Source organism: Bradyrhizobium sp. KB893862 SZCCT0404, from assembly GCF_018130885.1.
Taxonomy (GTDB): Bacteria; Pseudomonadota; Alphaproteobacteria; order Rhizobiales; family Xanthobacteraceae; genus Bradyrhizobium; species Bradyrhizobium stylosanthis.
Map to the genome: position 1 here is coordinate 204,763 of NZ_JAFCLT010000007.1, position 16,174 is coordinate 220,936.

13 protein-coding genes are annotated in these 16,174 nt (G+C 65.7%); 12 read left to right on the forward strand and 1 reads right to left on the reverse strand.

Going from position 1 to position 16,174, the window contains the following annotated elements; genetic code table 11:
- Positions 1-27 precede the first annotated feature (27 nt).
- From JQ617_RS26515 to JQ617_RS26560, 10 genes are all read left to right on the forward strand, one after another.
- Positions 28-1,047 (forward strand): 2-dehydropantoate 2-reductase, encoded by a 1,020-nt coding sequence (locus tag JQ617_RS26515; RefSeq protein ID WP_212028885.1) that lies wholly within the window; start codon positions 28-30, stop codon positions 1,045-1,047.
- Positions 1,048-1,058: 11 nt separating this feature from the next.
- Positions 1,059-1,832: a fumarylacetoacetate hydrolase family protein gene (locus JQ617_RS26520; protein WP_212028886.1), complete on the forward strand. Its 774-nt coding sequence runs from the start codon at positions 1,059-1,061 to the stop codon at positions 1,830-1,832.
- Between the two features lie 177 nt (positions 1,833-2,009).
- On the forward strand, positions 2,010-2,672 hold the full coding sequence (locus JQ617_RS26525; RefSeq protein WP_212028887.1) for a DNA-binding transcriptional response regulator: 663 nt from the start codon (positions 2,010-2,012) through the stop codon (positions 2,670-2,672).
- Between the two features lie 588 nt (positions 2,673-3,260).
- Positions 3,261-4,667: a coiled-coil domain-containing protein gene (locus JQ617_RS26530; RefSeq protein ID WP_212028888.1), complete on the forward strand. Its 1,407-nt coding sequence runs from the start codon at positions 3,261-3,263 to the stop codon at positions 4,665-4,667.
- 267 nt (positions 4,668-4,934) lie between these two features.
- Complete coding sequence (locus tag JQ617_RS26535) at positions 4,935-5,138, forward strand: hypothetical protein (RefSeq protein ID WP_018647766.1); 204 nt, start codon at positions 4,935-4,937, stop codon at positions 5,136-5,138.
- Positions 5,139-5,183: 45 nt separating this feature from the next.
- Positions 5,184-5,834, forward strand: coding sequence for a hypothetical protein (locus JQ617_RS26540; RefSeq protein WP_063694443.1), 651 nt, complete (start codon positions 5,184-5,186; stop codon positions 5,832-5,834).
- Between the two features lie 567 nt (positions 5,835-6,401).
- Positions 6,402-7,397: an NAD(P)H-dependent flavin oxidoreductase gene (locus JQ617_RS26545; RefSeq protein WP_145663175.1), complete on the forward strand. Its 996-nt coding sequence runs from the start codon at positions 6,402-6,404 to the stop codon at positions 7,395-7,397.
- Positions 7,398-7,422: 25 nt separating this feature from the next.
- Entirely contained in the window at positions 7,423-8,391 is a 969-nt protein-coding gene (locus JQ617_RS26550; RefSeq protein WP_212028889.1) for a zinc-binding dehydrogenase, read from the forward strand.
- 252 nt (positions 8,392-8,643) lie between these two features.
- Positions 8,644-10,017 carry a cation-efflux pump gene (locus JQ617_RS26555; protein ID WP_212028890.1) on the forward strand — a complete coding sequence of 458 codons (1,374 nt, stop codon included), beginning with the start codon at positions 8,644-8,646 and terminating at the stop codon, positions 10,015-10,017.
- Positions 10,018-10,243: 226 nt separating this feature from the next.
- A complete protein-coding gene (locus JQ617_RS26560; RefSeq protein ID WP_212028891.1) occupies positions 10,244-12,574 on the forward strand; it encodes a PAS domain-containing sensor histidine kinase in 2,331 nt (776 codons plus the stop codon).
- A 437-nt stretch (positions 12,575-13,011) separates the two neighbouring features.
- Here the strand turns inward: JQ617_RS26560 and JQ617_RS26565 are convergent, their stop codons facing one another.
- Positions 13,012-13,905, reverse strand: a complete 894-nt coding sequence (locus JQ617_RS26565; RefSeq protein ID WP_063694448.1) for a LysR family transcriptional regulator — start codon at positions 13,903-13,905, stop codon at positions 13,012-13,014.
- Between the two features lie 225 nt (positions 13,906-14,130).
- On the opposite strand from JQ617_RS26565, the gene JQ617_RS26570 reads away from it, so the two are divergent.
- Complete coding sequence (locus JQ617_RS26570) at positions 14,131-14,619, forward strand: formate dehydrogenase subunit gamma (RefSeq protein ID WP_212028892.1); 489 nt, start codon at positions 14,131-14,133, stop codon at positions 14,617-14,619.
- Positions 14,616-16,172: a formate dehydrogenase beta subunit gene (locus JQ617_RS26575; protein ID WP_212028893.1), complete on the forward strand. Its 1,557-nt coding sequence runs from the start codon at positions 14,616-14,618 to the stop codon at positions 16,170-16,172. Before JQ617_RS26570 ends, JQ617_RS26575 begins: the two co-directional genes overlap by 4 nt.
- Positions 16,173-16,174 lie beyond the last annotated feature (2 nt).

The following is a 16,174-nucleotide window of genomic DNA, read 5'->3' on the forward strand; positions in this document are numbered from 1 at the left end:
AATCCGGTCTCTGCTCGCGAGGATTTCATGAAGATCTGCATCTACGGCGCCGGCGCGATCGGCGGATATCTCGGGGTCCAGCTCGCGCGCGCTGGCGCCGATGTCAGCCTCATCGCACGCGGCGCCCACCTCGCCGCGATGCGCGAGCGCGGCCTGACGCTGCTCGCCGGCGAGGAGACGCACACCGTGCATCCGCGCTGCACCGACGATCCCGCTGAACTCGGCGTGCAGGACTACATCATCATCACGCTGAAGGCGCATTCGATCACCGGCGTGATCGAGAAGATGCAGCCGCTGCTCGGGCCGCACACCCGCATCGTCACCGCCGTCAACGGCATTCCCTATTGGTACTTCTACAAGCACGGCGGCCAGTACGAGAACTCGACGCTGGAGAGCATCGACCCCGGCGGGCGGCAATGGCGCGAGATCGGCGCCGAGCGTGCCATCGGCTGCATCGTCTATCCCGCCACCGAGATCGAGGCGCCCGGCGTGATCCGCCACGTCTACGGCAACAATTTCCCGCTCGGCGAGCCCTCCGGCGAGATCACCTCCGACGTACAGCGCCTCGCCGACCTGTTCGTCGCCGCCGGCCTGAAGGCGCCGGTGCTCGACCGCATCCGCGACGAGATCTGGCTCAAGCTGTGGGGCAATGTCTGCTTCAACCCGATCAGCGCGCTGACCCATGCCACGCTCGACGTGATCTGCACCGATCCCTCCACGCGTGCCCTGTCGCGCGCGATCATGGTGGAAACGCAGGCGATCGCCGAGACCTTCGGCGTCAAGTTCCGCGTCGACGTCGAACGCCGCATCGAAGGTGCCCGCAAGGTCGGCGCGCACAAGACCTCGATGCTGCAGGACCTCGAGCGCGGCCGTCCGATGGAGATCGATCCGCTGGTCACGGTCGTGCAGGAGATGGGCCGCCTCACCGGCGTCCCGACGCCCGCGCTCGACTCGGTGCTGGCGATGGTGACCCAGCGCGCCCGCATCGCCGGCCTCTATGACGGCGTCTCCGCGCCCAGCGATCCCCGCGCACTGGCGGTGGCGTGATGACGGGCGAGATGAAGCAGTGGCTCCGATTCCGACATGCCGGCGCGACCGGCTTCGGCACGCTGACGCCGTCGGGCATCAACGTGCACGAGGGCGAGATGTTCGGCCGCAACGCAGCCACCGGCAAGACCCTGGCGCTGTCGGAGGTCGAGCTGCTCGCGCCCTGCGCGCCCAGCAAGATCGTCGCGCTCTGGAATAATTTCCACGCGCTCGCCGCGAAGCTCAACCAGCCCGAGCCGCCGGAGCCGCTCTATCTGCTCAAGGCAACCACCAGCATCACGACGCCGGGCGCGGTGATCCGCCGTCCCTCCTACTACGACGGCAAGACCACCTATGAGGGCGAGCTCGGCATCGTCATCGGCAAGACCTGCGCCCGCGTGTCGCCTGCGGAAGCCGAGGGCTTCATTTTCGGCTACACCTGCGTCAACGACATCACCGCCAACGACATCCTGACCAGCGACCCCACCTTCCCGCAATGGGCCCGCGCCAAGGGTATCGACGATTACGGCCCGTTCGGCCCGGTGATCGCGACCGGCCTCGATCCGGCCAAGCTCACCGTCCGCACCATTCTCAACGGCGCCGAGCGGCAGAACTATCCGATCGCGGACATGATCTTCACCGCACAGCAACTGGTCAGCAAGATCTCGCACGACATGACCCTGCTCCCCGGCGATCTCATCGCCGTCGGCACCTCGGTCGGCGTCGGCGTGATGAAGGAGCCGGTCAACACGGTGACGGTGGCGATCGACGGCATCGGCGAGCTCACCAACGAGTTTCGGTTGTAGCGACAGAGGCAGTGCCGTAGCCCGGATGGAGCGAAGCGTAATCCGGGAGTGCTTTCCTGGCCGCACCGCATGTCGCTACGCCATTTGAGCCACGGGCCTCATCGCTCAATGTTCGATTGATATTGACCCGCCCCTCGCGCACCTTATAGTTGCGTCAACCACGGGGCCGGCTAGTCGATGATGGAAGTAGTCGAATTGATAAAGGCGAGTACACAACTCGCTTGGCCCGCGATACTGGCGGTTTTCCTTTGGAAGCTTTACCCCGTCCTGAAAGGGATAATCACCTCCCGCAGTTTCTCGGTGAAGATCGCTGGAATGGAGGTCAGCGTGCAGGACGCGACCGAGCAATTTCAGACTCAGATCGCGGATCTTCAAAAGCAAGTACTGCTCCTGCGCTCAGCCCATCCGACAAATGGTGCAGCTCCGACTTTCGATAGCCCTCCTGCAGCCAGCGCGGTTGGCCAACACTCTCCGAGAATTCTTTGGGTCGATGATAAACCTGCCGGCAATGCGCTTGAGATGGGTCAGATCAAGGAGCTAGGCATCGATATCACCGAGGCAGCGTCCACTGAAGATGCGCTGGCCATTCTAAATAGTGCCCCCTCGTTTAACGGGGTGATTTCCGACATGGGGCGACGTGAACAAGGAGTATACCACGCACAAGCTGGCCTTGTGTTCCTCAATGCTTTGAGGCGCGCCGGCCACACCGTCCCATTCCTAGTATATTCGTCGCAACGGAATGCCGCACGTAACAACGAAGAGGTGAAAGCTGCTGGTGGAGATGGAGCGACCGCTTCGGCCGTAGAACTCCTCGAGTGGATAGCCCGAAAGGTGAAGTGAGAGCGACGGAGCCTCACGACCGGTGCTTGACGCCTGACCTTTGGATCTCTGTCCGCTTTCCAATCGCACTGTGGCAACTCCCGTCATCTTCGCCGCAGCGCGGCAAAATTGATCCTGCTCAAGTCGCGCCATCGCGGCCGCCATTATCCTTCCCGGCAACAGAGTCGATTTCTGATGCAAGGGAGGACACCATGACGAATGCCGGCAATGCGCTTCTGTGGACGGTTCTGTACTTCGCTCTCGCATTCGGTGCGATCTTCGTCGTCTGGTTCGCCGACAAGATGCGCTCGAACTTTCTCGGGAAGTAGAGACGCCCTTTCGCGTCTGCTCCGGCCGTAGCCCGGATGAGCGCAGCGACATCCGGGGGCCGCTTGACGTGGTCCCGCATGTCGCTCCGCTCATGCGGGCTACAAGCGCGCGCCTTCGGGAAAATCCGGCAATCCACGCCGCCCTTCGCCGATCGGCTGACACAACCAGTCGTGGATACGCGCCTTAGGGCGCATCCGGCGACCCGCCCGCCCCTTGATCTCGGTTCCGCTCTCCAATAGCAACTATGGCGAAAATGTGTGCCGGCGTGAGGAAGTCACGATGTGGCTGTTTTTCCTGGTTGCCTGGTTTGCCCTGCTAGCCGCCATCGCGATCCTCGCCCAGCAGGCGTTCGGGTACGATGTCAGTCACCTGCCCGCGTGGTTCACGGCCTTGTCCGTGCCGCAGCGCGTCGCGGCCGGCACGATTCTGGCTGCAGGGCTGGCGCTGGTCGGCGCAACCGTCTGGCGCCTGTCGCGCCAGGACCGGCGCCTCGACACCCTGCGCGACCGCCTCAAGAAGACCCGTGAGGACGTCGTCGTCGCCCACGCCCTGCAGAACCACCTCGACGCCACCGTCCAGCACCTGATCGAGAGCGATCCGCGGGAGGCGGTGTCGGCGCTCCATGACAAGCTCGGCGAGACCGAACAGCGCGCGCTGCTCCAGCAGAGCCGCAACGAATCCACCGACATGCACGACCAGCTCGCCGAGATCCGCCGCCGTCAGCAGGCGCTGCGCGAGATGGTCGGCAAGGTCGCCGATCAGCGCCGCGCGGTCGAGCCCGTCTTCACCGAGATCCGCGACCGGCAGAACCAGCTCGAACGCTCGCTGCACGACCTCGAGACCGACGACCGCAAGAACAACCTCGCCGACCGCCTGAAGGACATCGCGCGCGACGTATCGACGCTGCTGGCGCGGGTGAACGCGGTGCAGGACACGTTCGCCACGCTGAACCGTTACCAGGAAGATCTGGCGAAATCCCATGCCGAGCTCGCGCCGCTGCGCTCTTCGGACGCCGGCATCAACGCCCTGATCAGCGAGCTCGGCCTCAGCCACGACCGCCTCGCCAAGAGCATCGACGAGCTCGAGACCGGCGGCGAGACGCCGCTCGGCACGCGCGTCGAGACGCTGTCGCAGAACAAGATCGAGATCGAGCAGCGCCTCGCCCGCATCGACGACAGCGCCAACATCCTGAAAAGCATCGGCCTTGACTTCGAGGAGCTCGGCCAGCGCCGCGCCCAGCTCGAACGCGCGATCGCGGAGGTCGAGACCGACGGCGACGGCAAGAGCCTCACTGAGCGCCAGAACGCGCTGAACGATTTCGTCATCCAGTCGCGCCAGCGTCTCGGCGCCCTGCAGGAGACACTTTCGACGCTGAACGCCTTCAAGACGGAGCTGTCGAAGTCGCAAGCCGACCTCGTTCCGCTGAAGGCTCCGGTGTTCGGCATCGAGGCGATGATTGCGGAGGTCAGCACCACCCGCGATCTCCTCGCCAGAACCGTCGGCGAGATCGAGGCGAACGGCGATGTCACCCTCATCTCGCGCGTCGACGCGCTGACGACGAGCAAGCGGGAGGTCGAAGACCGCCTCGCCCGCGTCTTCGAGAACTTCAACGCGCTGGACGCGCTGCGCAAGGACATCGGCGGCATCTTCGCAACGATCCGGAACAGCCTGAACCGGATCGGGTGAGCGCTGCCGTAGGATGGGTAGAGCGCAGCGAAACCCATCATTTCTCCACAAGCAGATCGCCGATGGGTTTCGCTGCGCTCTACCCATCCTACAGGCCACAGCGTCGATCGTCCCCCGAAACATCCAGACACATCACAACTGCGCGCGTCCGATCAATGCCGCCAACATGTCGCGCCGGTGCCGCAACTTGGACGCATTCGGCCGCCCTTCTGTGAGGCGTGTCTGGGGGCACGGCATGGTCGTGTTTGGACCAAACCTTCTAGGGGTATGACTGTGAAGAAGATCGTATTTGTTCTGGGTGCTACGCTTGCTCTGGTGACCGCCGCGAATGCTGCGGATCTGCCGCGCCGGCAGCCCGTGCCTGTCTATCCGGCTGAGCAGGCTCCGATCGGCAAGATGCCGATTGGCAAGAGCCCGGTTGGCAAGGCCCCGATCGGCAAGGCGCCCGGCCCGGTCGCAGCGCGCTACTGAGCGCTAACTCCAGCGTAAGCGGCCGACAGTCGAAGGGGGCACTGCGTGACGAACAAAGCTGATCGATCGGGATCCTGCATCCTCGCGGGGCTCGCCCTCGCGGCCATGATCGCGTGCACGACGCCCACGGCCTCGGCCCACGAAGCGAACAAGCGCGTTGCCGATGCAAACGCGCTTGCAACAACCGAGACCGCATCGCGACCTCAGCCGCAAGCAACGCGGCGTGCGGTCGCGCGCGCGGAGAAGGGCCCCTACTATGTCGACTTCCGCGCGCGGACGGCGGCGAGCTGGGGCCATGCCTTCGTCTGGTACGGCAAGACCAGCGAGAAGGCGGTCGAGGTCGCAGGCCTCACGCCGGCCGGCGACACGCTCGCTTACGTGCTTGGTCACATCACCTTCGTGCCGTCCGAGACCGGCGCGAGCTACGGCGACCTCGATCCGGAATATCTGACCGCGAGCTACCGGGTCTATCTCAACGAAGCCGACGCCAAGCGCGTCTTCGCCTATATCAAGAAGCTGCAGGCCAACTCGCCGGTATGGAACGCCGAGACAGCCAACTGCACCGGCTTCATCGGCGATATCGCCGAGTTCATGGGCCTTGAGGTCCCCAATCGCTGGCAGCGCCCGGAAAACTTCGTCAACCGCCTTAAGGAAATGAACGGCGGCCGGCAAATGGTGCGGCTGTCGGCGGAGTAGCCGCGCAATCCCGTAGCCCGGATGAAGCGCAGCGAAATCCGGGACTGCTGTTGCCGCGTTGCGACCGTCCCGGATTGCGCTTCGCTCCATCCGGGCTACCAGCTTCAATAATCACCCCCGCCGTCATTGCGAGCGTAGCGAAGCAATCCAGAATCCCGCCGGGGAGAGAGTCTGGATTGCTTCGCTACGCTCGCAATGACGGGGTTGAAGCAGCGAGCACCTATCTATGACCGTCACCCTGAGGTGCGCGCTCCGCGGCTCATCGCGCCGCTGAGCAAGCCTCGAAGGGTGATGCCCGGCTCTCGCGGCGTGGCCGCTCGTCCTTCGAGGCTCTCCATGGGACGCGTTGCGTCCCATGCTTCGCACCTCCAGCGACAACCGCTTCGCGGTTGCGCGGGGATGACGGAACGAGATACCAATTATCCGCCCCGCGGAATCACCCTCGCAGCCCGCATGCCGCCCCGCCTCCACCGCACGCCCTGCTGATAGACTTTTCCCACCCCCGGCGGCATCCTCCGGCCATCAACCGATAACAGAGCCTGCGGGCCACCCGGGGGGACACACATCATGCTGCAGACACGTTTCACGAAGCTCGTCGGCGTCGAGCACCCGATCGTCCAGGGCGGCATGCAATGGGTCGGACGCGCCGAGCTGGTCGCTGCCGTCGCTAATGCCGGCGCGCTCGGCTTCATCACGGCGCTGACCCAGCCGACGCCGGAGGACCTGACCAAGGAGATCGCGCGCTGCCGTGACCTCACCGACAAGCCCTTTGGCGTCAACCTCACCATCCTGCCCGCGATCAAGCCGCCGCCTTATGCCGAATATCGCGCCGCCATCATCGAGGCCGGCATCACGGTGGTCGAGACCGCCGGCAACAAGCCGCAGGAGCATGTCGACGAGTTCAAAAAGCACGGCGTCAAGGTCGTGCACAAATGCACCAGCGTCCGCCACGCGCTCTCGGCCGAGCGCATGGGCGTCGACGCCATCTCGATCGACGGCTTCGAATGCGCCGGCCACCCCGGCGAGGACGACACGCCCGGCCTGATCCTGATTCCCGCCGCCGCCAACAAGGTCAAGATCCCGATGATCGCCTCGGGCGGTTTTGCCGACGCCCGCGGCCTGGTCGCGGCGCTGGCGCTCGGTGCCGAGGGCATCAACATGGGCACCCGCTTCATGGCGACCAAGGAGAGCCCAATCCATCAGCTCATCAAGGAGAAGATCGTCGCCAATGACGAGCGCGAGACCGAGCTGATCTTCCGCACCATGCGCAACACCTCGCGCGTCGCCAAGAACGAGATCTCGACCAAGGTCGTCGCCATGGAGAAGGAAGGCGCCAAGTTCGAGGACATCCGCGAGCTCGTGGCCGGCGCCCGCGGCAAGATGGTCTATGCGACCGGCAATTCGGACGAAGGCATCTGGTCGGCCGGCCAGGTGCAGGGCCTAATCCAGGACATCCCGAGCTGCGGCGAGCTGATCTCGCGCATCGTGCGCGAGGCCGAGGCGATCATCCGCAGCCGGCTCGAAGGCATGATCGCGGGCCCGGCGGCGCAAGCGGCGGAATAGTCACTGCAAGAAGCGAGAGCAATACATGAAAGCCTACGTCTATGGCCCTGAGGGCGCCCGGATTTCCGACGTCGCTCAACCAAAGCCCAAAGGCACGCAGGTGCTGGTGAAGGTCCGCGCCTGCGGCCTCAATCGCGCCGACACCGGCATGCGCAAGGGCCACGCTCATGGCGCGGCCGGCGGCGTCGGCACCGTGCTCGGCATGGAATGGGCGGGCGAGGTCGCCGAGCTCGGACCCGATGCAAAGGGCGTGAAGGTCGGCGACCGCATTATGGGCTCGGGCGGCGCCGCGTTTGCCGAGTACACACTCGCCGACCACGGCCGGCTGTTCCGCGCGCCCTCGAACATGAACTTCGAGGAGGCCGCCACCCTGCCCGTCGCACTCGCGACCATGTACAACGCCGTCGTCATGGTCGGCGGCGTGCAGCCTGGGCAAGCCGTGCTGATCCAGGGCGCCAGCTCCGGTGTCGGCCTGATGGCGATGCAAATCGCAAAACTCAAGGGCGCCAAGCTCGTGATCGGCTCTTCGACCGATGCCTACCGGCGCGGCCGGCTGAAGGAGTATGGCGCCGACCTCGCGGTGGATTCCTCCGATCCCACATGGGTCGACGAGGTGTTGAAGGCGACGAACGGCGAAGGCGTCGACCTCATCGTCGACCAGGTCTCCGGCAAGGTCGCCAACAAGAACCTCGCCGCGACGAAGGTGCTGGGCCGCATCGTCAATGTCGGCCGGCTCGGCGGTACCCATGCCGATTTCAACTTCGACCTGCATGCCGCACGCCGCATCAGCTATATCGGCGTCACCTTCCGCACCCGCAGCATCGAGGAGGTCCGCGAGATCTTCGAGGAGGTCCGCAAGGACATCTGGGGCGCGGTGGAATCGCGCAAGCTGCAGCTGCCGATCGACAAGGTCTATCCGTTCGACCAGATCGACCAGGCGTTCGAGCACATGGAGGCGAACAAGCATCTGGGGAAGATCGTCGTGACGCTGTAAGAGGCAAGCCCGGCCAAATCGGCGGTCCCGTAGGGTGGGCAAAGCGAAGCGTGCCCACGATCTGCATCCGTCACGGAGGAACGGTGGGCACGGCGCTACGCGCCTTTGCCCACCCTACGGGACCGAGCTCGTGGCAGGGAGCCACCATTCAATTCGGAAGCATTCGCAATAGCTTCGCTTCTGCAACTCACTTGCGACTAAGGCTGTGGATCGCCGCTTGATGTTCGGCCCTGGGCTGCTAAATCCCCGGCCATGAGCTCCCAGCACAACAAGACATCGGTCGCGGCCATCTCGATCTTCGCCAGCGGCGGCATGGCGGCGGCCAAGTTCGTGGTCGGCATCGCGATCGGCTCGCTCGCGCTGATCTCCGAAGCCCTGCACTCTTCGATCGACCTGGTTGCGACCATCATCACCTGGGCGGTGGTGCGGGTGTCCGACAAGCCGGCGGACGAGGAGCACCATTACGGTCACGGCAAGCTGGAAAGCATCTCCGCCCTCGGCGTCACCGCACTGCTCTACGTGCTCGCCGGCGGCATCCTGGTCGAGGCCTACAGCCGGCTGCGCGAGGGAACCCCGCCGCCGACCATCTCGGCCGTGCCCTTCGTGGTGCTGGTGATCGACATCGTCGTCAATCTCTGGCGCGCCCGTGCGCTGCACCGGGCCGCGCGCGAGACGCGGAGCCAGGCGCTGGCCGCCGACGCGCTGCATTTCGCCTCCGACGTGATGGGCTCCTGCGCGGTGATCGTGGGCCTGATCCTCGCCGCCCTCGGCTTCTGGTGGGGCGATGCCGCGGCCGCCGGCGCGGTCGCCGTGATGATCGCCCTGCTCGGCCTGCGCATGGCCGGATCGACCGTGCAGACCCTGCTCGACCGCGCGCCCGAGGGGGCGCAGGAGAAGGCCACGGCCGCGATCCGCGGCGTCCCCGGCGTGATCGACGTCGAGCGCCTGCGCGTGCGCATGGTCGGTGCGACCACCTTCATCGACGCCATCGCCAAGGTGCCGCGCACCTATCCGATCGACCGGATCGAGGAGATCAAGCGCAAGGCCCACGCCGCGGTCGACGCCGCGTTCGGCGATGCCGACCTCACCTTCACCCCGGTCCCCGTGGCGCGCAACAACGAGACGGTGCGCGACCGCATCATGGTGATCGCGCGCAATTCGAGCCTCGCCATCCACCACGTCACGGTGCACGATCTCGGCGCCAAGCTGATCGTCAGCATCGATCTCGAGGTCGACGCCGGCATGCGGCTCGATGCGGCCCACGACATCGCCAACGCGCTGGAGCGCAACATCCAGGAGGAGTTCGGCGAGGACGTCGAGGTCGACGTCCATATCGAGCCGCTGGAACCGGAACTGCCGTTCGGCGTCGATGCCGCGCCGGAACGCGCGCAGGCCATCGCTGCCGCATTAGCCGAGTTCGCCGGCGAGGGCGAGATCCACGACATCCATAATGTGCGCGTCCGCAACACCGACGCCGGCGAGATCGTCAACTTCCACTGCCGCGCCGCACCGTCGATGAGCGTGATCAAGGTGCATGAGCATGTCGATGCGATCGAGCGCGCGCTGCGCCGTGCGTTTCCGAGCGTGAAGCGCGTGATCAGCCACGCCGAACCGCCGCGCATGTGACGCGGGATGCGCAAGGAGTCGCACGTTCCCGTTTCGGACTCGCCGCGCACGTGAGTTTGCGGAGCTGCAGTGCAAGAACTCCGCGTTGGATAAGAATAATTTCGCGTTAACGATTCGTTGACTCTCGACAGTCCGGCAAAACTGGATTCAAATCGGTGTGATTCGGAAGCGACGTGGGGCTGCTTCCGAGCTCAAGTTGCAAGCTGGTTTTCAGGGGGCCGAAGGCATGTCGCGTGCAGACGCCGCGAACGCGTGCGTCCAATCCGATTCGATCAAGGGATTGGCGCAATCGATCGCGAAACCTGCCTATCACCGGCTCCTTGTCGCGGAGCCGGCATTGCGCCGCGCCGTGCCGACGCTCATCATCGCGTTCCTGATCACGATCTGCCTCGGCGCGTTCGTGCAGGTCGTGGACCAGACCCGCCAGAAGCGGCTGGTGATCCGCCACGACATCTCGGCGCTCGCCGACCTGCTCGCCGAGCGCATCGATCGCCTCGCCTCCTCGCGGATCGAGCGGCAGAAGAACATCGAGCGGCTGCCGTCGCTGCTGCCTGACCTGATCCCGTCCTGGGGCACGGCCTCGGGCCGCCACGTCATCGTCACCTCGGCCGGCATCGACCGCCGCATCCTCGCCCGCATTCCCATCGACAGCGATCCCTCAGGCAACGACCGGCTGCTCGATGCCATCACCACGGCGCAGCTGCTCGCGGCGCCGCCCCGCGACGGCAGCATCTCCGACATGACGCTGCCGAACGGCAACGCCGCGATGGCGACCTCGCGGCAGATCAAGTCGCTGCCCGGCTTCGTCACCGTGATCCAGGAGCGCAACGAGCCGATCTGGGGCTCCGACGCCGCGCTCTCGGTGACGCTGTCGGCGACCACCGGCTTCGTCGTCCTGATCCTCGGCTTCGCCTTCCACTGGCAGTCGACCCGCGCCCGCGAGGGCGACCTCATCAACGACGCCGTGCGCGGCCGCATCGACACCGCGCTGAACCGCGGCCGCTGCGGGCTGTGGGACTGGGACCTGTCGCGCGGCCGGATCTTCTGGTCGCAGTCGATGTTCTCGATGCTCGGCCTCGACGGCCGCCACGAGCTGCTCACCTTTGGCGAGGTCAACGCGCTGGTGAAGTCCGACGACATCGACCTGTTCGAGATCGCCGACCAGCTCATCTCCGAGAAGATCGACCACATCGACCAGACCTTCCGCATGCAGCATGTCGACGGTCACTGGATCTGGCTCCGCGTCCGCTGCGAAAAGACCCGCGGCGCGACCGACTCCAGCGTGCACCTGATCGGCATCGCCGTCGACATCACCGAGCAGAAGAGCCTCGCCGAGAAGACCGTGGAAGCCGACCTGCGCCTGCGCGACGCGATCGAGACCATTCCGGAGGCCTTCGTGCTGTGGGACGCGAGCGACCGCCTCGTGCTCTGCAACTCGCACTTCCAGCGCCTGCACAAGCTGCCCGACAGCGCCGTCATTCCCGGCACCTCCTACGAGACCGTGCTCGAGGTCGGCCGCATGCCGGAGGTGCGCACCCGTCACAACGAGACCGCGAGCCAGGGTCCGGGCGCGCGCACCTTCGAGGCGCAGCTCGACGACGGCAGTTGGCTGCACATCAGCGAGCGCCGCACCAAGGACGGCGGCTACGTCTCGGTCGGCACCGACATCACCCGCATCAAGGAGCACGAGCAGAAGCTGGTCGACAACGATCTGCGCCTGCGCGCCACCGTCATCGACCTCAAGCGCTCGCAGGCCGCGCTGGAGCGCCAGACCAACGAGCTCGCCGACCTCGCCGAGAAGTACCAGCGCGAGAAGACCCGCGCCGAGGAAGCCAACCAGACCAAGTCGAAATTCCTCGCCAACATGAGCCACGAGCTGCGCACGCCGCTCAATGCCATCATCGGCTTCTCCGAGATCATGGGAAGCGGCATGTTCGGCGAGCTCGGCAGCGAGAAGTACCAGGAATATTGCCAGGACATCCTGACCAGCGGCCACTATCTGCTCGAGGTCATCAACGACATCCTCGACATGTCCAAGATCGAGGCCGGCCGCATGAAGCTCGACATGGAAGAGCTCGACCTCGGCCAGACGCTTGCGGAATCCCTGCGCGTCGTCTCCGGCCGCGCCGAGGACAAGCACCTGACGCTCGACGCCGAGATCGAGAAATCGATCTCCGTCGTCGCCGACCGCCGCGCCACCAAGCAGATCATCGTCAACCTGCTCTCCAACGCGGTGAAGTTCACGCCCGATGGCGGCCGCATCGTGGTGCGCAGCCGGCAGCTCGAGGACCGGATCGTGCTGATGATCGCCGACACCGGCATAGGCATCGCGCCGCACTCGCTGGCGCGGCTCGGCCGCCCGTTCGAGCAGGTCGAGAGCCAGCTCACCAAGACCTATCACGGCTCGGGGCTCGGCCTCGCCATCGCCCGCTCGCTGGCGCAGCTCCACGGCGGCTCGATGCGGCTGCGCTCGAAGATCGATGTCGGCACCGTCGTCCGCGTGACCCTGCCGCGCGACGCGATGAAGGCGGCGTCCGGGATCTCGGCTGCGGCTTGAAGATGAATGGGCTTAGGTTGAATCAGGCGGCCGCGGGCTTGGTGCACCTCTCCCGCGCGCGGGAGAGGTCGGCCCAACGCGCCGGGTGAGGGCTCTCTCCTCTTGGGGGTTCTCGATTGCGGAGATAACCCTCTCCCCAACCCTCCCCCGCCAGCGGGCAGGGCAATCGCATATGAGGTTTGAGCTGGGGCACCGGCAGTACCCACGGCGTCATGGCCGGGCTTGTCCCGGCCATCCACGACCTTTCGCGCAGCACGAAGAACGTGGATGCCCGGGACAAGCCCGGGCATGACGAGTTTGTGGCCCTAGCATCTCCAGCCACGCAATCCGCCATATGCGATTGCCCTGCCTTGCGGGGGAGGGAGCGCACCTCCCTCGTCGCTACATCCGCACCTGATCTCATCGTGCTCTGGAGCCTCGCCCGAGCACGCTTAGCGCTACAGCTGCAGCGTCGGCGCGACTTCCCTGGCGACATTCACCAGCGCCGCGATCAGCGGCGTCATGGGATCGCGCTGCGGGATCACCATGCCGATGCTGTAATTGACCTCGGGGTCGACGATCGGGATCGAGCGCACGGTGTCGGACAGGCCGAGCGTCTCGGCGAGCTTGGCCGGCATCACGCTCGCCCAGCGCCCCGTCTTCACATGCGTGAACAGCACCAGCAGCGAGTTCGACGTCAGCGTCGGCGTCGCCTCCGCGCCGACCGAGCGCAGCGCACGATCGATGATGCGGCGGTTCTGCATGTCGGGCGTCAGCAGGCACAGCGGCACCTGCCCGACCTCGGTCCAGGTCACCGTCTCGCGGTCGCCGAACATCGCATCCGGCGCGGTGAGCAGGCGGTAGCTCTCGTTGTAGAGCGGGATGGTGCGCACCTTGCCGATCGGCTCGTTCTCGATATAGGTCAGCCCAGCATCGACCTCGAGATTTTCGAGCAGACCCAGCACCTCGGATGAGGTCGTGGACTGGATGCGGAAGCGCACCTCGGGGTGCTTGGCGCGGAACGGCGTCGTCAGCTGGGCGACCATGCCGAGCACGGTCGGGATCGCGGCGATGCGGATTTCGCCGGAGAGCTGGTGCTTCAGCCCGTTGATCTCGTCGCGCATGGCGCGGGCATCGCCCACGATCCGCCGCGCCCAGTCCAGCGCCCGTTCACCTTCCGGCGTGAACCCCTGAAAGCGGGAGCCGCGCTGAACCAGCATCACGCCGAGAATCTCCTCAAGCTGCTTCAGCCCGGTCGACATGGTCGGCTGGGTGACCCCGCAGGCCTCTGCCGCGCGTCCAAAATGCCGCTCCTTTGCCAGCGCCAGCAGCAGTTCAAGCTTGTCGATCAACCGGTCGTCCCCTCGGCTTCTGTCGTGGCATGCAAGCTAGCATGCCGGGCCCTGCACCAACACGCAAAAACCGGCAGCCGATACAACTTTCATTGCTATTTCGTATCGACCGATTGCGGTTGCAAATCGATCAGAATTCGCAATCGCAGCATGAGACAGCTTTATTGATCTTCGAATGATTCCAAATAGTTTGCAGCAGAGAAACGCTCAGGTTGAGAACGAATAATGACAACGCCTTACGAAGCTCGTTACGAGCCTTGGGACGAAGCGCGCGGCGCCGAGATCATCGCCGAACATGCCAGGCAGGAAGGCGCGACGCTCGTCATCCTGCACGCGCTCCAGGAGGCGTTCGGCTACGTGCCGGAGGCTGCGATTCCCATGGTCGCGCAGGCGCTGAATCTGTCGCGCGCCGAAGTGCACGGCGTGTTCACCTTCTATCATGATTTCCGCCACAAGCCGGCCGGCCGCCACGTGCTGAAGCTGTGCCGCGCCGAGGCCTGCCAGGCCGCCGGCGGCGATGCGCTGGCTGCGCGCGCCGAATCGAAGCTCGGCGTTTCGCTCGGACATACGACGGCGGATGATCGCGTCACGCTGGAGCCGATCTACTGCCTCGGCCTGTGCGCGACCGCGCCGTCCGCGATGCTGGATGGCCGCCTCATCGGCCGGCTCGACGAGAAGCGCCTCGACGCGCTGGTTGCGGAGGCACAGCGATGAGCATGCGTCTCTTCGTCTCACGCGATGCGGGTGCGGTCGCCGTCGGCGCCGACGAGGTCGCGCTGGCGCTGGCACAGGCGGCCGCCAAGCGCGGCGTAGCGGTCGACATCGTCAGGACCGGTTCGCGCGGCATGTACTGGCTGGAGCCGCTGGTCGAGGTCGCAACGCCGCAGGGCCGGATCGCCTTCGGCCCCGTCACTGAAGCGGACGTGCCCTCCCTGCTCGACGCGCTCGCCGGCAACACACCGCATCTGTTGCGGCTCGGTGCCACAGACGAGATCCCCTGGCTGAAGCGCCAGACCCGCCTCACCTTTGCCCGCTGCGGCGTGATCGATCCGCGCTCGCTCGACGACTACCGCGCCCATGGCGGCTACAAGGGCTTTGAGCGCGCGCTCTCGCTCGGGCCGGATGCGATCCTGAACGAAGTCACGGCGTCCGGCCTGCGCGGCCGCGGCGGTGCGGGCTTCCCGACCGGCATCAAGTGGAAGACCGTCGCGCAGGCCAAGGCCGACCGCAAGTTCATCGTCTGCAACGCCGACGAAGGCGACAGCGGTACCTTTGCCGACCGCATGATCATGGAAGGTGATCCCTTCCTGGTGATCGAGGGCATGACCACCGCCGGCATCACGGTCGGCGCGACCAAGGGCTACATCTACATCCGCAGCGAATATCCGCACGCGGTCGAGGCGATGAGCGCCGCGATCCAGGCTGCCAGGCGCGGCGGCTATCTCGGCGACAAGATCGGCGGCTCCGCCACCAGCTTCGATCTCGAAGTCCGCGTCGGCGCCGGCGCCTATGTCTGCGGCGAAGAGACCTCGCTGCTGGAGAGCCTCGAAGGCCGCCGCGGCATCGTGCGCGCGAAGCCGCCGCTGCCGGCGCATCATGGCTTGTTCGGCAAGCCGACCGTCATCAACAACGTGCTGTCGTTCGCCGCGATCCCCTTCATCCTCGCCGAAGGCGCAAAGGCCTATGCCGATTTCGGCATGGGCCGTTCGCGTGGCACGATGCCGATCCAGCTCGCCGGCAACATCCGCCACGGCGGCCTGTTCGAGACGGCGTTCGGCGTGACGCTCGGCGAGCTCGTCGACGACATCGGCGGCGGCACGGCCACCGGCCGTCCGGTTCGCGCCGTGCAGGTCGGCGGCCCCTTGGGCGCCTATTTCCCGCGCGCCTTGTTCGACACCCCCTTCGACTACGAGGCCTTCGCCGCGCGCGACGGCCTGATCGGCCATGGCGGCATCGTCGTGTTCGACGACAGCGTCGACATGCGCCGGCAGGCGCGCTTTGCGATGGAATTCTGCGCTGTCGAATCCTGCGGCAAGTGCACGCCGTGCCGCATCGGCTCGACCCGAGGCGTCGAGACCATCGAGAAGATCATCAACGGCGAGCGCGTGCATGAAAACCTCGCGCTCGTGGAAGACCTCTGCAACACCATGAAATTCGGCTCGCTCTGCGCACTCGGCGGCTTCACGCCCTACCCTGTGCTCAGCGCATTGAAGCACTTCCGGGAGGATTTCGTTCCGGCGCCGACCACGCTTCAGGCCGCGGAATAGGA